We start from the raw sequence: 19,582 nt of genomic DNA, 5'->3' as shown, positions 1-19,582 counted from the left end.
CTCACCACCTCACAGCGAATTTGATGCCTGTTCCCTGAGTGTAGTAGTACTCCGAGAATGGGTCACTGCTCACGGGTGAACTGATGATGAACGTGCCAAAGCCCACAGAGACGTTGTTCACAGTTGCGTAGAAACCAAGAGAGATTTTTACGGTGTTTTCTTTCGTTTTGGTGTTGCTCAGCACCGAAACTCCCAGACCCGCTTTTTGTTCCGATCCGATCGTGAAGTCTATCCTGTTTTCCAGCACTTCTTGGTCGAACACCAGAGAGTAGGAGAATCTGTTTTTCCTGGAAGAATCGTAGAAAAGCTTCAAAAGATAAGTTCCTCCCATGTAAGTTCCTTTCTGACTCCAGAGAGTGAAATCCCGAACGCTGACACCAAAACCAACATCTTTGAACAAGTAACCAGAGACACCCCCGTGGAGATCGATCTCTTTTCTTTCTTCCTGATCCATGGTGAAAGAAACACCGGCTCCGACATTCAAGCTCTCTTCTGGCGAAAAGGCCGCATCGTATTCGATCGTGGTTCTGTAGCTGGATTCCGTTAGAGTACTTCTTTTCAAATACAACACTCCTGCGATGTTCGGTGCGGGAGTCTGGAAGAGCCCGACCAAGAACGTTCCCAGAGATTCACCCTCACCAGAAAACACCTGATACGAACCCATGACTCCCTGTTTGTTCATGGAAAGAAGTCGTGCGGGATTTTCGAAGAAAGCCCACTCACCAGAAGAGGAAAAAATCTCGAGCTGGGAAGCTACCGCCAGTGTTGAAATCACAAGAATCAAAAGAAAGACCTTCTTCATACATTCACACCCCCTGAAGAATAGACTTCTACCACTTTGCTTTTCAGTTCCTTGAAGGTTCCACTCTCTATAGAACGCCTTACTTCCTTCATTAGAGAGATCATGAAGTTGATGTTGTGAATCGTGAGGAGTATCTGCCCAAGGACTTCTCCTCGATCGAAGAGGTGATGGATGTAAGACCGCGTGAAATTCTTGCAGGTATAACACCCGCACCTTTCGTCCACCGGTTCGAGGGACCGCTTGTTGTAAGAGGCCTTGAGGTTGAGTTTCCCATTCCAGGTGAGCGCAGTTCCGTGCCTTGCTATCCTGGTTGGGAAGACGCTGTCGAACATATCCACTCCTCGATCAACGAGCTCGAGTATGAGTTCTGGAGACCCTCCTCCCATGAAGTAACGGGGTTTATCTTCCGGAAGAAACTCCACCGTGACTTCGGTCATTTCAAGAGTGAGGGATCTTTCTTCACCTATGCTCAATCCTCCTATGGCGTATCCATCGAATCCAATCGATGTAAGCTGAAGAGCGCTTTCTCTCCGCAGATCCGGGTAGATCCCTCCCTGAACGATTCCAAAGAGTGCTTGATTCTCCGTTTTGAAAGCCTTTTTAGATCTCAGAGCCCATCGATAGGTTCTCTCTGTTGCCTCTTTCACCTCTTCGTAATCGGCATCGGGTACAGGACAGTGATCGAAGACCATGCAGATATCCGATCCCAGAGCGATCTGAACCTCCATGGATATCTCTGGATTCAGGAAAACTTTCGAACCGTCAATAGGAGATCTGAAGACCACACCTTCATCGTCTATCCTGATCTTTGGAAGGCTGAAAACTTGAAAACCTCCGCTGTCGGTGAGTATCGGTCTTTTCCATCCCATGAAGTTGTGAAGTCCCCTGTGAAGCTTTATGATCTCCACACCGGGTTTCAACATGAGATGAAACGTGTTCGAAAGAATTATCTCCGCTCCTGCTTCTTCCAGATCTCTGGGAGTGAGAAGCTTCACGCTCGCGTTGGTTCCAACCGGCATGAAAACAGGAGTTTCAACAGCTCCGTGGTGAAGCTTCATGACACCCAGTCTTGCTTTTCCGAAAGTTTTTTTCACTTCGAACTCCACACGATTCCCTCCAGCATCTTCTTCACCCTTTGATAACAGCCTTCAATCTGTGCTTCCTGTTCTTCGAGCTCTTCCAGCATGTTTTTCCTGAAAGTCTCGTCTGAAATCTCTTTCAAATTGATCAGAACGTTCACCTTCTCAACCTGAAAGACCGCGTGGCAGAGATCTGCGGCGTTCAACGTGTCCGATGCCAGATTCTTGTTTCCAAATTCGGCGAGCTTCTCGAGCTCGTGTGCGAGGTCTTTCATCACCCTTATCACGTCCATCGGTACAGAAGCAGCTTCCTTCAGAGCATTCTGAAGCTCTCCTTCAGAGGATTTGTAAGCTTTCATGACCTTTTCAAAGGCTTCCATGTCTTTCTTTGCAAGATCGAAGAGTTTCAGTCTCGCTTCTTCCATTGCCTCAACTATCCTCTCCATCTCCGGTTCCACATCTTCGTAACCCTTTTTCTTCCTGGTGAAATTCGCAACCATTTCAGCGAGGGCACATGCCATGGCTCCCACGACTGATCCAACCGCTCCCCCACCAGGAGTTGGCTTTCTCTCTGCAACCATATCGCAGAATTCTTTGAGCGAAAGGCGTTCAACCTCCATATCTCTCTTCTCCCCCCTGAACGATCTTAACTCCCGAACTCGTTCCTATTCTATCAGCACCGTACATGATCATTTTAACAGCGTCCTCGAAGGTTCTGATCCCTCCGGAAGCTTTTACACCCATCTCATCTCCCACGATCCATTTCATGAGATGAACGTCTTCTGCGGTCGCCCCTCCTGTTCCAAATCCCGTGGAAGTCTTCACGAAATGAGCTCCAGCAAGTTTGGAAATGACACACGCCGCTATCTTCTCTTCCGTATCCAGATAGCACGTTTCGATGATCACCTTCACAACTTTTCCTTTCACCGATTCGACAACACTTCTTATATCCTCGTAAACGTACTCCCACTCCTTTGCCTTGAGCATGCCAACGTTGATGACCATATCGATCTCATCGGCTCCACTCTCAACAGCGAAAATCGCCTCATGGGCTTTCGTCCGAGTTTCGTTCGCTCCCAGTGGAAAACCAACAACGGTGACGACTTTCACATCGGTTCCTTCGAGTTCTTCACGAGCCAGTTTCACATAACACGGATTCACACAGACTCCATGGAAACGATTTTCCCTTGCTTCAAGACAGAGTTTTTTTATATCGTCTGGTGTGGCAAACGGTTTCAGATTCGTGTGCTCTATAGCACTTTTCACATCTTCAATACCTGCGCTTTCTCTGACGGGCTTGAATTCGTAGAACTCTCTGTACTTCGCTACTGCCTCCTCAATCCTGTACTCTATCATGAGAAATCACCTCACAAACCGAGTTCAGAAGCGATCGTTTTCATCGCCTCGAGAGAAATTTCTAAGAATTTCTCAAGCGAGAGCCCAAAGTTTTCACAGGTTCTCATCTGTTCCCTGCTCGCTCCCTTCGCAAAGGCCTTTTCCTTGAATCTCCTCAGCAGAAAATCCACATCGATAACATCCAGTTTCTTCTCTGGTCTGATCAGTGCGGCCGCCACTATAAAACCAGTGGTTGGATCCACCGCATACAAAGCCTTCTCCATCAAAGTTTCTGGAGTTTTCTTTTCGCAGTGGGCCAGAATAGCGTTGAGAACGTCTTCGGGTACGTCCTCATCTTTCAGGATTTCCAGGGTCTTCAAGCCATGTTCCTCGGGTTTATCTTTGGTGTAGTCGTAATCCAGATCGTGAAGAAGTCCGGCAAGACCCCATTTTTCTTCGTCCTCGTTGAATTCCCTCGCGAGAGCTCTCATAACAGCTTCCGCTGCAAGACAGTGCTTCACAAGATTTTTCGTTTTAACGTGGGTTTTCAACAGCTCCATTGCCCTTTCCCTGCTGATCAAAGTTCTCCCTCCTCCCTGAAGCTGAAATATCCTCGTCTCGATACAATGACGTGATCCACAAGACTCACCCCAAGGATTTCTCCTGCTTGTTTCAATCTTTCCGTGATCAAACGATCTTCTTTGCTGGGAGTGGGATCACCAGAAGGATGGTTGTGAACGACGATCACTCCAGATGCATTAGCCCTGATAGCCGTCCGAAACACGTCCCGCGGATGTATCAAACTCCTGTCAGAAGTTCCAACAGTGAGTGTGTTTTCTCCTATAACGTTGAGCTTCGTATCGAGACAGATCACCTTCACAATTTCCCTCTCAAGATACACCATTTCCTGGCAGTATTTGTAAACTTTCACGGAAGAGTCCAGCTTCTCCGGTATCCTTTCCAGTTCTCTGTGAAGTCTTTTTCCAAGCTCCAGAGCAGCTTTCAAGGTGATGGCCTTGACCATACCGACCCCTTCGACCGAAGCTATCTCCTCGAGACTTGCGTTCGAGAGTTTTATCAACGAGCCGTCAAACCTTTCAAGAAGATCCTTTGAAAGTTCGAGAACGTGTTTTCCCTTCTTTCCAGTTCTCAACACTATGGCGACGAGTTCTTCAACCGAAAGCGACTCTGGCCCCGCCTTTATCATCCTCTCTCTTGGAAGCAACCTTCCACCATCCCTTTTCATAGAGGTACTGCCAGACCATTCCAAGAGGAAATCCCACCACAGTAAAGAAATCTCCTTCTATTTTTTCAACGAAGACGGCCGCGAAATCCTGTATCCCATAAGCCCCCGCTTTGTCGAGAGGTCTGTATTTCTCAACGTAGTAATCGATCACACTCTCTGGAAGTTCTCTGAACCTGACCTTCGTTGAAGAAACGATCACGTCTTTTGTTTCACTGGAGACGAACGCCACCCCCGTGTAAACCACGTGCCATTTTCCAGAAAGCTTCTTCAGCATACCTTTCGCTTCTTCCAGAGACTCCGGCTTTCCCAGTATGTTACCATCCAAAACCACCACCGTATCGGATCCAATGACGAGTATTTCCTCTTCCTTCCTCTTTTTGAACACCCACTCCGCTTTTCTCAACGAGAGTTCTCTAACGGTCTCTTCGGGACTTTCAAGAAACTCCTCTTCAACATCAGGCTTTTCAACTTCGAACTCTATCCCCAGCAACTCCATCAGTTGCCTTCTTCTGGGCGAAGAAGAAGCGAGAATAATTCTCAAACACTATCCCTCCCATCCTGCTTGCCAGGAAGGCGTTGACTGTTCCCGAAACAAGACCGAGTATCACCATCAAAGGAAAGAGTAAGAAGGTCTTCGTGCTTCCAACCAGAAAAGATATGACGATGAGCTGAACAAGGTTGTTCACAAAAGATCCCATTGCACTCAAGCTCAAGTAACCAAAATCGAACCGGGCCAGAAACGATTCCACCAGGGAAGCGGAAACGGCACCGAAGAATCCAGTTAGAAAAGATGGAGAAAGAAACCTGCCGGAAAAGAGAGCACCCAAAATGCTCTTTGCAGATGCGACGATCAGAGCATCTCCAAAACCAATTTCCGAAGCTATCATGAGGACTACCGAGTTGGAGAATCCCCATCTTCCAAACGGCACCGGAAAAGGAAGTAGATTTTCCAGGACATAAAAAGTAGAAGAAAGAGCCGTCAAAACAGAAAGAAATGTGATTCTCCTCACCAGGTCACGGTATCGTAATCTGTCTTTTCTTCGAAGAATATTATCACCTCGTTTGGCACACAGATGATGGTCCCTCCTGGACCAACCCATCCCGTTTTCACGCACAGTTTCAAAGGACAGGTTGACTCGACGACTCTGACCCTGTTTCCATCGAATTCCACCTTCATGAGGAATCTTCCGTTCTCTGTTATGTCGTACGTTCCTGGTTTCGACAGAATCTTTCTGAAATCTCTTCCTTGAACCACAACTTTGCTTCCTTTTTTCTCCGAAGCGAGTATTGAAAAGATAAGGACAACAAAGATCAAAATGATCAGCATCACATCTTTTTTTCTGAAGAAGCTCCTCACCTTTTTCACTCTCTTTCGAACAGCTTGAAGGTCTCAGACCTTTCGATCGCTCCTCCTTCAAGAACTATCAGCAGATGAGCTCCCATATTTGGAAAATCGAGCACCACTTTTCTCCAGTCTTTTCCGGCCATCACAAAGCCCGCTGTGGAGAGTGCGTCGGCTGTGGTGGCATCTTCGGCTATGATCGTTACGCTCCACACACCACGAGCAGGATACCCTGTTGAAGGATCGAGAATATGATGATACCTGACACCGTCCACAACGAAATATCTTTCGTAATCACCGGAAGTCGCAACCGCTCCAGATTTCAGATAGATGTAATCTATCACATCGTCTCCCCTGGGATCTTTTACTCCTATCACCCACGGATACTTTCCGAACTTTGGCCCGATGATACGAACATCTCCACCTGCTTCGACAAACCCCGTTGCGTTCTCATCAAAAGAGAGTGCTATCTGTCTGGCCCTGTCGAGGGCGTATCCCTTCGCTATACCACCAAGATCGATCTTCACACCGTTTTTAACCATCACTCTCATGTTCTTATCGTCGAAGAGAACGTTTTTATACCCGGTATGCTTCAGAGCCTCTTCGATCTCTTCCCGAGAAGGTACCCTGAGATTTTCGTAGTTCCCGGTAAACCCCCAGAGTTCGAGAAGCCTTCCTACTGTCGGATCAAACGCTCCATCTGTGAGCTCTGCGAACGCGCAGGCCGCTTTGATCAAACTGTAAGTCTCTTCGTCCACCTCGACCCATTCGTTGGGATGATCGTTTATCTTTTTCACAACACTTCTTTCATCCGTGAAAGAAAACTTGTAGGTAATCCTCTTCATGTCTTCCAGAATGGCTTCTGCGATCGTTCTGGGATTTATCTTCTGAGAGGAAACGACTATCCTCACACTCGTTCCGAGAGCGAAATCTCTGAGCTCATAATACTGATCTTTCGTTCGGATGAGGAGTAAAGCCAAGAGAATCGCAAGAGAACCTAGAAGAAGTGAAGAAAAGATGATGACGTTTCTTCTGGTTACCCGATGATCGTTGCTATCTGACGGCCACATTTTGTGCACTTCCCTTCTTCATCCAGTCCCACTTTTTCCACTTCATATCCCTGTCTTCTGATCACAAGATTTCCGCAATCCGGGCAGAAAGTGCTCTCGTATCTTTCGTCCCACACGTTACCGAGGTAGACGAAATTTAAATACTCTCTGGCCATCTCGTATATCTCGATGAGCTCTTCTATCGGCGTTGGAGGTATGGTGTACTTGTAATTTGGAAAGTAGCGGCTTATATGAAGAGGGATGTCTTTGTCCAGATCAGCGATCCACTCGAATTCTCTCCTCAGGTCTTCTTTGTCGTCGTTCTTTCCCGGAATTATCAGCGTGGTGAGCTCAACGTGAATTCCTGCGTTGTAAACCTTCTCTATGTTTCTGAGGACCACGTCCAAATCTCCCCCGATCTCCCTGTAGAAATCTCTGTTGAATCCCTTGAGATCTATGTTCATCGCATGCACGGACTGAAAGAGGAGTTCCAGAGGTTCTTCGTTTATAAAACCGTTGGTCACAAGAACGCAGTACATACCTTCTCTCACAGCCACACGAGACGTGTCGAGAACGAACTCGTACCAGACAAGAGGCTCGTTGTATGTGAAAGCGATTCCTTTTGAGTTTCTGTTCATCTGGGCTATCTTGACAAGCTGTTCTGGAGTGACTCTTTTGGTTTCTGGCTTTGCTTGCGAAATCTCCCAGTTCTGACAGAAACCGCACTTGAAATTACAGCCGAAAGTTCCCACAGAGAATATCTGCTCACCAGGATTGAAGTGGAAAAGCGGTTTCTTTTCTATGGGATCCATAGCGATTGCTGTTACTTCACCGTAGTTCAGACTCACCAGAGAGCCGTTTTTGTTCTTTCTCACACCGCACAACCCAATTTGTCCGTTATCAAGCACACATTCATGCGGACACAGAAGGCACTTAACTTTTCCATTCTCAAGAATTTCAAAGTGCAAAGCCATCCTTTCCATGTCCCATCCTCCTCATTTGTAGCGTTCAACTGTGAACCTGTAAATCTCCACATCGTCGTCCCACTCAGGGATTCCGGCTTTCAGCTTCGCTATTCTGAGCTGTTCTTCGACCGTATCCACACCTTCTATGTCAGGAAGAAGGAGCCCTCTCCTCCAGCCCTTAACTACTATCACACCGTATTTTTTCGGGTCGAGCTCGGAGATATCCCTCACCGGTTCAGGAGGACTGAGAATGTCCACGTGCACAACGATATCGTCGAGTTCATCGGGCGAGACCGGAGGAAACCTTGGGTCCTGAGTGGCAGCCGCGATGGCGTTATCTCTTATCTCAAGAGCGAGATTCGGCTTTGTGGGAAGATAGGTTCCTATACAGCCCCTCAGAGAACCGTCCGTTTTGTGAAGAGTCACAAAAGCCCCTGCTCTTCTTTTGAAGAGCTCTTCAGGAACACTTTCATCGGGTTCGATCACTTTTCCATATCTCACGTAATTCTCTATGACCCTTATTGCCCATTTCACGTAAGGATGCTCGCCTATCATGTTCCCACCACCTGTAACAATTATAGCACCTGTTGTATCATAGAATTTGAGAGATCGAGAAAGGAGAGGATAGAACGTGAAAGCAGGTGGTCAAGCGGTAATAGAAGGAGTGCTTATGATCGCAAGAAAGGTTTCCCTTGCTGTCAGAAATCCAGATGGGAACATCGAAGTCAGGGAACTCGGGAAAGTAAAGTTTCCAGGTTGGGCGAAGATACCTTTCTTGAGAGGTTTTTATTCGCTTTTTGTTTCTCTCTACTTTGGAATAAAAGCCCTCAATCTTTCCTCCGAAATCTCTTCCGGTGAAAAACTGAAGGAAAGCGAGAAATTCTTTTCTCTCATCACAGCTGTTGGACTTGCCGTTGGTCTTTTTGTGGTAGTACCTATTTTTCTGACCAATTTCCTGGTGACGAAAAAAGGAGAGTTTCTCTATTCGCTTGTTGAAGGATTCATAAGGGTTGGACTCTTTCTCCTCTACGTCTGGATCATCTCACTGTTCAAGGATGTAAAACGCGTGTTTCAGTACCACGGTGCGGAACATATGACAATTCACGCTTACGAACATGGAGAGGAACTCACACCGGAAAATGTGAGAAAATATTCGACAATACATCCAAGATGCGGGACCAACTTTTTGATGATCTTTTTAATAGTGGCCATCCTTCTTCTCAGCCTGGTCGGTGTCGTTGTGGAGATGAACACCTGGACGAGGATCGTTTCAAGGCTCGTCCTTCTTCCCTTCGCAGCGGGGATTTCTTACGAACTCCTGAAAGTCATAGCCTTTTTCAATGGAAAGGGACTGGTGAAGCTTCTCTATCTTCCAGGGTACCTTCTTCAATACCTGACCACGGCAAAACCAGATGATTCACAGCTTGAGGTTGCCATTACCGCGCTGAAGTACGCAGTAGGTGAAGAGAAGGACACAACAGAGGACAACGTAAAGGAAGATGAAGTAGAACTTCTGGGATAGTCCAAGAAGATTGAACATCAGTGAAAAGGAAACGAGAATCAAAAGTGTTTTCCATTTTCCTATCTTTCTGGAAAACACGTGGTGAGTATGTTTCTCATCCGGAGAGAACGGGTTTTTCTTTACAACCAATCTTCTCACAAAACTGAACACGATCTCATAGAACGGAAATCCAAGGAAAAGCGTGGCGTATCCGAGATCTCCCTCGAAGAAAACCACCGATGCCGTGGAGAGGTAAGCTCCAAGAAGAAACGAACCACTGTTCCCCAGAAAAACCTTTGCGTCTGGGAGGTTCCATGGAAGAAAACCGATTATCGAAAACGCAAGAGACCTTTCTCCAATCATGAGCGAAGAAAATAGAGATATTCCGCTCAAAAGGCCGTCCAATCCATCGACTACGTTGAACGCGTTAACCATACCGACAAACCAGATCACGAAAAAGACAGGATGTATCCTCGCTCCAAAGATACTGACCTCTATGGTCACAGCGGTGGAGAACCAGACAGCAACCAGAGCGGTCACAGCGAGTTTGATTCTGTAGGAGAGGTCGAAAAGATCATCCAGAAGTCCAAGAAGAAACAGGGGAATCGAAAAGAGAAAAAAGGGATTGTCTCTTTCGAAGATGAGAAGCGTCAGGAATATGGAAACACCACCGACCGGCGGAACCGCTCTCCCGTGGGATTTTCTGGAGTCAGGACGATCGAGAAATTCCGTCTTCTTCGCAAAAACAGACAGCACCGAAGTCAGGAAGAAACTAATTATCGCTTCCCACATTTATTTGTGCCTCCGGGACTAATTTTTTCATTTCGGTGAGAAGTCCTTTTACGTCGCTGTTTTCGAAGGCTTCTTTCATTCTGTTGATTGCCTGTTCTACGCTCTCTTTCCCTGGAAGAACGGATGTCTTCACTCTGAAGATTTTCGAGTGTGGAGTCAACTCTTTCACCTCGTAAGGGTAGAGCAACTCTTCGTACATCTTCTCCCCCGGCCTGATTCCGGTGAAAACTATCTTTATGTCCTGGTAAGGGGTGTATCCAGAAAGCATGATCATGGTTTCCGCAAGCTTCAGGATGGGTATCTGCTCTCCCATGTCGAGAATGAAGAGATCCTTTCCGGAAGAGAAGAGAAGGGACTGGAGAATGAGGGAGACGGCCTCAGGTATGGACATGAAGTAGCGCTTCATTCGTGGATCCGTCACCGTTACAGGCCCACCTTTTTCTATCTGACGGCGAAATTTTTCCACTACGCTTCCCCTGCTTCCAAGAACGTTTCCAAACCTCACGATCGAGAAATTCGTGCTGTTTTTTTCTCTCGAAAGGATGTAGAGTTCCGCTATCCTCTTGGTGAGGCCCATCACAGAAGTGGGATTCACCGCTTTGTCTGTCGAGATGAAAACAAAATACTTAACACCGAGCCTTTCGGAGAGTTCCACGAGATTCATCGTTCCCAGAACGTTCACTCTGAAAGCCTCAAGCGGATTTTCCTCCATCAAAGGAACGTGCTTGTGCGCTGCCACGTGGAAGATCACGTCCGGCCTCAGCTGGGTCAACCAGTGTTCCATTATCTTTCTGTCGGCAACATCCGCTATGATCCTTTTTTTCTTCACCTCCGGAAAGTGTTCGGTGAGAAACTCGTTTATGAGATATATACTGGTTTCTCCGTGGCCCAGAAGAAAGATCTCCGCTGGATTCATCCTGGCTATTTGCTTGCAAAGCTCAGAACCGATACTGCCTCCTGCTCCGGTCACAAGAATTTTCTTCCCTTTCAAGAATTTTCCTATTTCATGAAAATCCACCTTCACTTCTTCGCGACCCAGAAGATCTTCTATGGATATTTCCTTCAGATGGGAGATCCTGACACGTCCTTCTATCAGCTCTCTCACACTGGGGAGGGTCTTTACTCTGACCTTTTTCAAATCGATGCTTTTGAGAATTCGTTCCATCTCAGCTCTGGAAGCTGAAGGTATAGCTATCACGATTTCGTCCACGTTCATTTTCTCCACGAATTCCATTGTTTTCTCTATTGGTCCAAAAACCGGAACTCCCCTCACCTTTCGACCGATCTTTCTGGGAGAATCGTCCACGAAGGCCACTATTTTTCCTAAATGGGGGTGTTTCTCAAATTCTTCGAGAATAGAGACTCCCGCATCTCCTGCTCCTATGATCAGTATTCTCTTTTCCCCTGGGACTTTACCTCTTCCGTTCACAATCATCCACTGCCATGTGATCCTGCTCAGTACGAGAAGAACCATCGATCCAAGAAAGACAGCAAAGCCCACGGATCTGGGAAGAACTATTCCCCTGTAAACATAAAAAAACGCGAGGTTGGAAAGATAGGAGATAACGCTTCCTCTTATGAGAATGAGAAAGTCTCTGGCATTAGCGTATTCCCACACGATGGAATAGTTTCCGTTCAGAATGTAGACAACGGCTGAGATAACAGTGTATACGATCACGGACTCGTCATAACGGCTCATTTCCTGAAAGTCAAAACCAAACCTCGAAAAGAGCGCCACCACACCTGCAAAGTACGTCAGAGCCACGTCGATTACAAAAAGGAGCGCCTTTCTTACCATCTTGTGATCACCCTTCTCCCGTCTTCTGGTATAACTCCGTACTTGAAAAGTACCTCACGTACATCCTCTGTCACGTACACCCTCACGATCTGAATCATGTTGCTCACCATCAATCTGTACGCGGGGTATTTCTTCACGTACTCGTCCACCGTGAGAATCTCATCATGTTTGGGGTCGTAAAGGAAGACGTTGTTCTGGAGGAATTCATCGGGATGAAAGATGGTGAGTTTGTACGGTGTGTCGATCCTGAAGAATTTCTCTTTGTTATCGCGAATCTCTTCGAGAATGCTTTTGTCTGAATCCTCTACGTTAACACTGGACAACACACGGTCTATGTTTTCGACGATCTTATCGATCAAGTTTCTGGCTGCGGATAGACTGAGTTCAGATGGATCAAACCCTTCAGCGGAGAAAGGACGCTCAACCACCATCTTCCACAGATCGCGATTTTTGAACCGCTCCACGAGTTTCTTCGTTTCACTGTCCCCCTTCAGTTCGAGTTCTCTGAGAATGGAATAATCTGTCAATTCGAGGAATTCGTCGAGATCTTTCAAGCGCTCTTCCAAATCGAGAATCTCACAGGCCCTCAAGAGTATCTCCTGAATCATGAGATCGGCAGCACGGGACGTTTTGTGGAAATACACATTTTTGTACATCATGAATCGGCTGAACAGTATCGAATATATGTTGTCAACCACCTTCACGTGGTAACAGAGTATCTCTTTTCCATCTACCTCTTTGACAAGGGAATTCCTCAGCACCCTGTCCACGTTCATCGGAGCAAAATGCCCCACTCCGCTGTAGTAAGAGTCCCTCAGCAGAAAATCGAGCCTGTCGGCTCCCAGCGGTCCCTGGATGATGTTGAAATCCACACTCCCCGTTTCCTCTCCTCTGTATACCTCAACTACTCTTTTTGCTATCTCCTGAAAGGCGTCTTCCAGGGAAACCTCTCCCACCGATTCTCTTATATCTTCGATTACTGCTTGTTTCAATCTTTCGTTGTATGAGTTGAAAACCCTCATCATCTCTTCTGGAAGCTTTTCCGTTATTAGTCTGTTTCTGAACTCATCGTGACCGTCCTCGTAACCGTATCTTTTGAAAACCACATCGTCGAACTGGTGACTGAACGGACCGTGTCCAACATCGTGCAGCAAAGCGGCAAGACGCACTATCCTTATTCGATCGCTTTCTTTGAAAAGATTCCTCGCGTACAATCCGGCAACGTGCATGGTTCCCAATGAGTGTGCAAAGCGTGTGTGAGTCGCGCCGGGATACACGACGGTCGCCCCTGCCAACTGCGAAAGAAAGCGAAGCCTCTGAACCACTTTCGTATCGGTGGCTAGTATTTCCAGTGGATAGAGATATATTTCCGAATGCACAGGATCCCTTGAAACCTTTTTAAACACGCTATCACCACCCTTCTGTTAAATTGTATCACTCGAAAATATGGTAAAATTACTAAAAAAGAAAAGGAGAAGCGGAGGATGAAAAAGTGGGAACTTTCACAGCCTGATGAAAAGGCTGTGTCAGAGATTTCTCAGTATTTTGGTCTCAATGAAATTGCATCGAGAATACTCGTAAACAGAGGCTTCACTACCAGGGAAGCGGTAGAGGCTTTTCTGTTCGTCAATGAATCCCACCAGCACGATCCCTTCCTCTTCAACGATATGGAGAAAGCGGTTGAAACCCTGCTTGAAGCCCGATCCAAGAACGAACTCGTTCTGATCCACGGAGACTACGATGTGGATGGTATAACTTCAACCGTTATGTTGAAGGAATTCCTCGAGGAGAACGGCTGGCGTGTTGATGTTTATATTCCCCACCGTATCGAAGAAGGATACGGTATCCAGCCAGAAAACATCTCGACCTTTAAAGAAAACAACGTCTCCTGTCTTGTAACGGTTGACTGCGGAATAACCGCGCTGGATTCAGTTGCTCTCGCGAAAAAATTCGGAATGAAAGTGATCGTCACGGACCACCACGAGGTGAACGGCGATCTTCCCCCCGCCGATGCCATTGTGAACCCAAAAGTACCTGGAGAGAACTACCCATTCAGAGATCTTGCAGGTGTCGGTGTAACTTACAAACTCGTCCAGGCTCTTTCTGAAGCGACCAATTATCCCCATCCCGAGAGATTTTTGGAGCTGGTAGCTCTTGGAACGGTCGCCGATATGGTCACCCTCCTCGACGAAAACAGATACTTCGTGAAAAAGGGAATAGAGTTACTTGCGAACACAAAACGTGTAGGTTTAAAGAGGCTTCTGGAAAGACTCGGACTGAGAAATCTCACATCGCACGATATAAGTTACAAAATAGCTCCTCGTCTCAACGCCGCGGGCCGTATGGGGAGTGCCAACGACGCCTTCAATTTACTGATAATGAACGATCCAGCGAAAGCGGACAGTGTTGTGGATAGATTGATGGAGCTGAACAGTATCAGAAGGAAAACAGAATGGGCGATATACAAAGAAGCAATTGAAATAATCGAGACAAACGACCTGTGGAAAGATCCCGTCATAGTCGTTGCAAAAGAAAACTGGCACGTGGGAGTCATCGGCATAGTCGCTGCCAAACTGGCAAATCGTTATGAAAAACCCGTTGCAGTCGTCTCTCTGGACGAAAAGATAGCGAAAGGTTCCATAAGGAGCTACAACGGTTATGACATAATGAACATTTTCAACGAAGATATTCTCAAAATATTCGAGGAGATAGGAGGTCATTCCTCGGCGGTTGGCTTCTCCTTGAAAAGAGACCAACTGGAACCGTTCAGGGATTACATCAGAAACATTTCTCTGGAAGAACGAGAAGAGAAGGTAATCGTTGATGCTGAGGTCAGAATGGAAGATATCGATGATCGCTTCATTGAAGACATAAAAAAACTCATGCCCTTCGGCCAGGGAAATCCGGAACCTGTTCTTCTCTTCAAAGACGTCCTGGTAGAAAAGATCCATTTCTTTGGAGAAGACGGCAGCAACGTGTTCCTTCACCTGAAAAACGGTGAAAAGAACCTGGAAGTTGTGGGATACAATTTCAAGAACCTTTCGAGTTCTCTTTCTACATTACCAGTAACTCCCACCAGAGGAGACGTTGTGGTGAATCTGCGCCCCATGGGAAATGGAGTTTCTTACTATCTCATCTCGTTGGATGTGAAACCTGTTTTCTCTGTAAAAAACAGAGAAGTGAGTCATATACTGAGTAGATCTAAGGAAGAAAGAACACTGATAAAGGTACCTTACCCATCAAAAACAAAGCTTCTGCTTTCCATAAAGGAAGAGCTTCGGGGAAAACTGGCGATCGTTTCTTTAACGAACGCTACGACTCAAAACATTCTGGGGTGCCTTTCGAGGTACTACACCTCCAGAAACTTGGGATTTGTAAATTCCACCTTTTCTAAGGAAGAAGAAAGCGATATTGTTCTCTTCACCCTTGCTGGTTTTCTGAAAAAACACCGTCTGGATGAGTTTGATGTCTTTGTGGTGAACGAGTTCCAAGATTTTCTGGCGCATCGCGACAGCGAACTGGTCAAAAGCTTCCTAGACATAGTCGACAAACACCCGGGAAAATTCATCTTCGTTGCCTCGATGGAACACCCAGGGTTGGAAGAGTTTCTGAAAAAGGAAAAATACGATGTCGTTGAGCTGAGAACCGGCGAACCTGAGGAATTTCTGTTCTCCGATCAGAGAAATTCTTTCGACTTAGGTTCTCTTGTGGACGCTCACAGTTTCGCGGTGGTTGTTTCTGAGAAAAAACTCATACCAGATCTTTATCGGAAGATTGGCAAAGATGCAATCGTTTACTACACAAGCATGGACATGGAAAAGAAAATAAAGGCAATCGGCTTGATGGAAAGTGGTTCTGCTCGAAAAGCGATCATCACAAGCAACACCGATGGGCTTCCGACCCACATAAAAGGCGATATCTTCTTTTACGACTTCCCGCTCAGCATTTACGAAATAGTGGATCTTTTGAGAAGAAAATCGGTGGTTAACCTCTGCTACTCTTCCTCCGACATTGAAAAGCGTCGATACGAGCTCAACAAGCTGTTTCCAGATCGTGAAAAACTAAAAGAAATAGCGATCACAGCGATGAATCTGAAAGACAAAGAAAAACTGGAGAAGATTTTGGAGAGCGAGTACGATCTGAGCAGCGCCACTCTGAGAAAGATTTACCTGGACCTTCTGGAAGAATCCGGGTTCAACTTCGATAGATGGAGTTTTTCGGAAGATGAAAGGATACCTTGGAGATTGCTTGAGAGAGAGCTCGAAATAGCCCAGTTCGAAAGGACGGTTTCCGTTCTTTCAAAGGATCTGAAGTGGATATTCAACTTTTTCAAGGATACGGTGGTAAAGTGATAGTCGCTGTGGATTACGGAGAAAGGAAGTGTGGAGTCGCATTTGGAGAAATTCTTCCTCAAAAAAGTCTTGTGATACCCACAAAAAACCTGAAGGAATTCATCAGAAAGCTGAAACCTGATAAAATAATCTTTGGATTGCCTCTTTCAATGAGTGGAAAATACACCCAGCAGACGTTCAAAACAGTCGCGGTTGCCTTCAAATTTTCAAAAGAGTACGAAACATATCTCTGTGACGAAAGACTCACCACGAAAATAGGAGAAAGAATCTCGAAGAGAGATGACGCCGTGAGCGCCGCTCTGATTTTTCAGTCTTTCTTCGAGAATTCCTCGGTATGTGAAAAAGTCACAGATCCAAGAAAAAAAGTCGATTTGGCTTTGGAAAAAGTCGATGGAGAAGTTCTCCTGTACGAGTTCCCAGATCCTTCTTTGAACATCGAAGCAAGAGAAGTTGATGTGGTCACGAAAAATCCGGTTCTTGCTTATTTCTACAGTAAAAATGGATACTTCGTTGGAAGAGAACTTTGGGAAAAGAAGTACGACCTGATCATTTCTGGAAAAAACTGCGAAGAGTTGAAGAAATACCTGAAAGAAAACGGTAGGCTGGTGTGCCTGTAGCTCAACGGATAGAGCGCTGGACTCCGGATCCAGAGGTTGCGGGTTCGAGTCCCGCCAGGCACACCAGATTTTTTTTAATTCTTAGGAAAAGCACATTTTGAAGAAGAAATATCATGACGAGGAGGTTTTAAAATGCCAAGAGGTGACATCGGAATAGATCTTGGAACAGCATCCATAATCGTTTACAAGAGAGGAGAAGGAATTGTTCTGCACGAACCTTCTGTCGTTGCGATCTCAGAAAAAACCGGGGAAATCGTCGCCATAGGAGAAGAAGCGAAGAAGATGCTCGGTAAAACTCCAGAAGGCCTCAAAGCGATAAGACCCATGAAAGACGGTGTGATAGCGGACTACAGAATGATCGAAGCGATAATAAGAAACTTTCTGAAGAAAATCATAGGAAGGTTCAGCTTCGTGAAACCTTCTCTCATCATAGGTGTTCCCACGAAAATAACAGAGGTAGAAAAAAGAGCGGTGTTCGAAGCCGGTTTGAACGCTGGTGCTAGAAGGGTTCACATCGTTTCTGAACCGATCGCAGCCGCGATAGGTGCCGGAATAGATGTGATGGCTTCAGAGGGAAACATGGTGGTGGATATCGGAGGAGGAACCACGGACATAGCGGTCATCAGTCTCGGCGGCACGGTGGTGGGAGAGTCTGTTAGAATGGCCGGAGACGCGATGGACGAGGCCATCGTGAAGTTCATAAGGAAAAAATACGGTCTCATTATCGGAGAATCCACCGCTGAAGAGATCAAGAAAAGAATAGGAAAAACACATCCCGCTTTCGAAAACTACGAAATAGAAATAAAGGGAAGAGATGTGGTGACGGGTCTTCCGAGAACAGACCGCGTGAGCTCGGAAGACGTGAGAGAAGCGATCGAACCCATCATTTTTGCGCTTCTTACAAAGCTCAAGAATGTCTTGGAAAGAACACCACCAGAACTCTCTGCCGACATCATAAACAACGGCATTCGTCTGACCGGTGGAGGTGCACTGCTCAGAGGACTGGACAGAACCATATACGATGAGATACACGTGAAGACGATCGTGGCAGACGATCCCATAACCTGCGTCGCAAGAGGAACGGGGATTCTCCTCGAAGATGAGAAGCTCCTGAAAACCGTGTGTGAAACCTATTCGAGGTGATGTTATGACGAGGGGCATATACAACGCCGCGATGGGAATGCTTGTCGACATGGCTAAACTCGATAGAATCGCCAACGATCTGGCAAACGTTGACACTGCAGGCTACAAACAGGACCGGGAAGCCTTCAGGGCCTACCTGAGACGAGAGGTGTTCAGGCAGGAGCCAAACCCGGTGGAGAGCAGAACGAAAAAAGTGCCGATCGGTCCTCTGGAGTACGCTACCGTTCTCGACGAGGTCAGAACAGATCTCTCCCAGGGTCCTGTTGAGGAAACAGACGTTCCTTACCACCTCGCGATAAATGGAGAAGGATTCTTCAGAATAGAATTCAACGGAGGAGAGTACTACACAAGAAACGGGGAATTCACTGTGAACAGCGAGGGATACATCGTTACGAATTACGGAGGCTATCTCCTCGATGAAAACGGTGAAAGAGTCAGATTCTTCGATGATTTCACCGTGGACGAAGAGGGCTACGTGAGAGACGCATATGGAAACATTGTCACCAGGATCGGTGTGTACAATCTGGAAAACCCAGAAAAATTTGGAAACACACTCTTCACAGGCGAGAATCCATCACCTTCGGAGAACTTTAGGATTATGCAGGGATACGTAGAAAAATCAAATGTGGATGCCCTGAAAGCCATGGTGGATATGATCTCAGCGATGAGACACTACGAGTTATCGCAGAGAGCAGTGACAGTGAACGACGAACTAAACGGAAAGCTGATCAATTCACTCGCCAGTCTGAAATGAACCGGAGGTGTTGAGCAATGATGATATCGCTTTACTCTGCGGCAACGGGGATGTCAGCACAGCAGTTCAAACTCGATACCATAGCGAACAACCTCGCCAATGTGGACACAACAGGCTACAAAAAAGTGAGGGCAGAGTTCCAGGACCTTCTCTATCAGTACGTGAAGAACGCTGGAACTCCAACCGCCGCGACGTCATCTCTTCCAACAGGACTCTACGTGGGTCACGGGGTGAGAACGGCAGCGACGACGCGCATTTTCACCTTGGGTAATTTCGAGCAAACGGGAAACGCGCTTGATCTTGCGATAGCCGGAGACGGATTTTTCCAGATCCAGCTTCAGGACGGTAGAATCGCTTATACAAGAGACGGAAGCTTCAAGATGGACAGTGAAGGAAGAATAGTCACTTCCAACGGACTTCTTCTGGTACCGGAAATCACCATACCTGAAAACGCCGTCTCGATAAACGTTTCTCCCGATGGAATCGTCTCCGCCGAACTCCAGGATGGTACGATACAGGAACTTGGAACGATCACCCTTGTGAGATTCGTGAACCCATCTGGTTTGAAATCCATAGGAGACAACCTCTATATCGCAACTCCAGCCTCTGGAGACCCCATCGAGGGTGTTCCAGGACAGGACGGCTTCGGTGCTATAAAGCAGGGCTTTCTGGAGAAGTCCAACGTTGATGTGGTGCGGGAAATGGTGGACATGATCACAGCACAGAGGGCCTACGAATTCAATTCTCGAGTTATCCAGACAGCCGATGAGATGCTCAGAACAGCCACGAATGTGAAGAGATGATGAG

General features: G+C 46.7%; 21 protein-coding genes and 1 tRNA gene. 7 read left to right on the top strand and 15 right to left on the bottom strand.

Features of this window, described 5'->3' with window-relative positions; all coding sequences use genetic code 11:
• Position 1: 1 nt before the first annotated feature.
• The 12 genes from TM_RS07930 to amrA are packed head-to-tail and all read right to left on the bottom strand — an operon-like array spanning position 2 to position 8,373.
• Positions 2-802: a hypothetical protein gene (locus TM_RS07930; protein ID WP_004081971.1), complete on the bottom strand. Its 801-nt coding sequence runs from the start codon at positions 800-802 to the stop codon at positions 2-4.
• Positions 799-1,908 carry a tRNA guanosine(34) transglycosylase Tgt gene (tgt, locus tag TM_RS07925; protein ID WP_004081969.1) on the bottom strand — a complete coding sequence of 370 codons (1,110 nt, stop codon included), beginning with the start codon at positions 1,906-1,908 and terminating at the stop codon, positions 799-801. Before tgt ends, TM_RS07930 begins: the two co-directional genes overlap by 4 nt.
• Complete coding sequence (locus TM_RS07920; protein ID WP_004081967.1) at positions 1,893-2,501, bottom strand: cyclodeaminase/cyclohydrolase family protein; 609 nt, start codon at positions 2,499-2,501, stop codon at positions 1,893-1,895. The genes tgt and TM_RS07920 overlap by 16 nt, the downstream gene beginning before the upstream one ends.
• Positions 2,491-3,237 carry a deoxyribose-phosphate aldolase gene (gene deoC, locus TM_RS07915; protein WP_004081965.1) on the bottom strand — a complete coding sequence of 249 codons (747 nt, stop codon included), beginning with the start codon at positions 3,235-3,237 and terminating at the stop codon, positions 2,491-2,493. The genes TM_RS07920 and deoC overlap by 11 nt, the downstream gene beginning before the upstream one ends.
• 11 nt (positions 3,238-3,248) lie before the next feature.
• Positions 3,249-3,797, bottom strand: a complete 549-nt coding sequence (locus TM_RS07910) for an HD domain-containing protein (RefSeq protein ID WP_004081962.1) — start codon at positions 3,795-3,797, stop codon at positions 3,249-3,251.
• Entirely contained in the window at positions 3,794-4,462 is a 669-nt protein-coding gene (radC, locus tag TM_RS07905) for a RadC family protein (RefSeq protein WP_010865362.1), read from the bottom strand. Before radC ends, TM_RS07910 begins: the two co-directional genes overlap by 4 nt.
• Positions 4,389-5,003, bottom strand: coding sequence for a Maf family nucleotide pyrophosphatase (locus tag TM_RS07900; RefSeq protein ID WP_010865361.1), 615 nt, complete (start codon positions 5,001-5,003; stop codon positions 4,389-4,391). Before TM_RS07900 ends, radC begins: the two co-directional genes overlap by 74 nt.
• Entirely contained in the window at positions 4,927-5,472 is a 546-nt protein-coding gene (locus TM_RS07895) for a Gx transporter family protein (protein ID WP_004081957.1), read from the bottom strand. The genes TM_RS07900 and TM_RS07895 overlap by 77 nt, the downstream gene beginning before the upstream one ends.
• Entirely contained in the window at positions 5,469-5,819 is a 351-nt protein-coding gene (locus TM_RS07890) for a NusG domain II-containing protein (RefSeq protein ID WP_024103778.1), read from the bottom strand. Before TM_RS07890 ends, TM_RS07895 begins: the two co-directional genes overlap by 4 nt.
• 5 nt (positions 5,820-5,824) lie before the next feature.
• Positions 5,825-6,874, bottom strand: coding sequence for an FAD:protein FMN transferase (locus TM_RS07885; protein WP_004081951.1), 1,050 nt, complete (start codon positions 6,872-6,874; stop codon positions 5,825-5,827).
• Positions 6,841-7,836, bottom strand: coding sequence for an AmmeMemoRadiSam system radical SAM enzyme (gene amrS, locus TM_RS07880; protein WP_004081949.1), 996 nt, complete (start codon positions 7,834-7,836; stop codon positions 6,841-6,843). The genes TM_RS07885 and amrS overlap by 34 nt, the downstream gene beginning before the upstream one ends.
• A 12-nt stretch (positions 7,837-7,848) precedes the next feature.
• Positions 7,849-8,373 carry an AmmeMemoRadiSam system protein A gene (amrA, locus tag TM_RS07875; protein WP_004081947.1) on the bottom strand — a complete coding sequence of 175 codons (525 nt, stop codon included), beginning with the start codon at positions 8,371-8,373 and terminating at the stop codon, positions 7,849-7,851.
• Positions 8,374-8,449: 76 nt separating this feature from the next.
• On the opposite strand from amrA, the gene TM_RS07870 reads away from it, so the two are divergent.
• Complete coding sequence (locus TM_RS07870; RefSeq protein WP_004081944.1) at positions 8,450-9,340, top strand: DUF1385 domain-containing protein; 891 nt, start codon at positions 8,450-8,452, stop codon at positions 9,338-9,340.
• Here TM_RS07870 and TM_RS07865 read toward each other — a convergent pair.
• The 3 genes from TM_RS07865 to TM_RS07855 are packed head-to-tail and all read right to left on the bottom strand — an operon-like array spanning position 9,236 to position 13,315.
• The gene (locus tag TM_RS07865) at positions 9,236-10,111 is read right to left on the bottom strand and encodes a glycosyltransferase family 4 protein (protein WP_004081942.1); all 876 of its coding nucleotides are present in this window, start codon (positions 10,109-10,111) and stop codon (positions 9,236-9,238) included. The genes TM_RS07870 and TM_RS07865 overlap by 105 nt on opposite strands.
• Positions 10,092-11,909 carry a polysaccharide biosynthesis protein gene (locus TM_RS07860; protein WP_004081940.1) on the bottom strand — a complete coding sequence of 606 codons (1,818 nt, stop codon included), beginning with the start codon at positions 11,907-11,909 and terminating at the stop codon, positions 10,092-10,094. Before TM_RS07860 ends, TM_RS07865 begins: the two co-directional genes overlap by 20 nt.
• The gene (locus tag TM_RS07855) at positions 11,903-13,315 is read right to left on the bottom strand and encodes an HD domain-containing protein (protein WP_004081938.1); all 1,413 of its coding nucleotides are present in this window, start codon (positions 13,313-13,315) and stop codon (positions 11,903-11,905) included. Before TM_RS07855 ends, TM_RS07860 begins: the two co-directional genes overlap by 7 nt.
• A 78-nt stretch (positions 13,316-13,393) precedes the next feature.
• On the opposite strand from TM_RS07855, the gene recJ reads away from it, so the two are divergent.
• From recJ to flgG, 6 genes are all read left to right on the top strand, one after another.
• The gene (recJ, locus tag TM_RS07850; RefSeq protein WP_004081936.1) at positions 13,394-16,261 is read left to right on the top strand and encodes a single-stranded-DNA-specific exonuclease RecJ; all 2,868 of its coding nucleotides are present in this window, start codon (positions 13,394-13,396) and stop codon (positions 16,259-16,261) included.
• Complete coding sequence (locus tag TM_RS07845; protein WP_004081934.1) at positions 16,258-16,878, top strand: RuvX/YqgF family protein; 621 nt, start codon at positions 16,258-16,260, stop codon at positions 16,876-16,878. The genes recJ and TM_RS07845 overlap by 4 nt, the downstream gene beginning before the upstream one ends.
• Positions 16,869-16,944: transfer RNA gene (locus tag TM_RS07840), tRNA-Arg, on the top strand. Before TM_RS07845 ends, TM_RS07840 begins: the two co-directional genes overlap by 10 nt.
• 66 nt (positions 16,945-17,010) lie before the next feature.
• A complete protein-coding gene (locus TM_RS07835; RefSeq protein WP_004081933.1) occupies positions 17,011-18,021 on the top strand; it encodes a rod shape-determining protein in 1,011 nt (336 codons plus the stop codon).
• Positions 18,022-18,025: 4 nt separating this feature from the next.
• Positions 18,026-18,775 carry a flagellar basal-body rod protein FlgF gene (gene flgF, locus TM_RS07830; protein WP_004081931.1) on the top strand — a complete coding sequence of 250 codons (750 nt, stop codon included), beginning with the start codon at positions 18,026-18,028 and terminating at the stop codon, positions 18,773-18,775.
• Between the two features lie 17 nt (positions 18,776-18,792).
• Positions 18,793-19,578 (top strand): flagellar basal-body rod protein FlgG, encoded by a 786-nt coding sequence (gene flgG / locus TM_RS07825; protein WP_004081929.1) that lies wholly within the window; start codon positions 18,793-18,795, stop codon positions 19,576-19,578.
• The last annotated feature ends 4 nt before the right edge of the window (positions 19,579-19,582 follow it).

It is taken from the genome of Thermotoga maritima MSB8 (assembly GCF_000008545.1).
In the GTDB taxonomy this organism is placed as follows: Bacteria; Thermotogota; Thermotogae; order Thermotogales; family Thermotogaceae; genus Thermotoga; species Thermotoga maritima.
The sequence above is the reverse complement of the archived record's forward strand: the minus strand, read 5'-3'. Positions and strand labels throughout refer to the sequence as shown.

Bases quoted from the DNA above. Each gene is read 5' to 3' on its own strand.
- flgF (WP_004081931.1), top strand. From the start codon at position 18,026: ATGACGAGGGGCATATACAACGCCGCGATGGGAATGCTTGTCGACATG.
- amrA (WP_004081947.1), bottom strand. From the start codon at position 8,373: ATGATAGGCGAGCATCCTTACGTGAAATGGGCAATAAGGGTCATAGAG.
- TM_RS07885 (WP_004081951.1), bottom strand. From the start codon at position 6,874: ATGTGGCCGTCAGATAGCAACGATCATCGGGTAACCAGAAGAAACGTC.
- recJ (WP_004081936.1), top strand. From the start codon at position 13,394: ATGAAAAAGTGGGAACTTTCACAGCCTGATGAAAAGGCTGTGTCAGAG.
- amrS (WP_004081949.1), bottom strand. From the start codon at position 7,836: ATGGAAAGGATGGCTTTGCACTTTGAAATTCTTGAGAATGGAAAAGTT.
- TM_RS07865 (WP_004081942.1), bottom strand. From the start codon at position 10,111: ATGTGGGAAGCGATAATTAGTTTCTTCCTGACTTCGGTGCTGTCTGTT.
- TM_RS07835 (WP_004081933.1), top strand. From the start codon at position 17,011: ATGCCAAGAGGTGACATCGGAATAGATCTTGGAACAGCATCCATAATC.
- TM_RS07920 (WP_004081967.1), bottom strand. From the start codon at position 2,501: ATGGAGGTTGAACGCCTTTCGCTCAAAGAATTCTGCGATATGGTTGCA.
- radC (WP_010865362.1), bottom strand. From the start codon at position 4,462: ATGAAAAGGGATGGTGGAAGGTTGCTTCCAAGAGAGAGGATGATAAAG.
- flgG (WP_004081929.1), top strand. From the start codon at position 18,793: ATGATGATATCGCTTTACTCTGCGGCAACGGGGATGTCAGCACAGCAG.
- TM_RS07930 (WP_004081971.1), bottom strand. From the start codon at position 802: ATGAAGAAGGTCTTTCTTTTGATTCTTGTGATTTCAACACTGGCGGTA.
- TM_RS07860 (WP_004081940.1), bottom strand. From the start codon at position 11,909: ATGGTAAGAAAGGCGCTCCTTTTTGTAATCGACGTGGCTCTGACGTAC.
- deoC (WP_004081965.1), bottom strand. From the start codon at position 3,237: ATGATAGAGTACAGGATTGAGGAGGCAGTAGCGAAGTACAGAGAGTTC.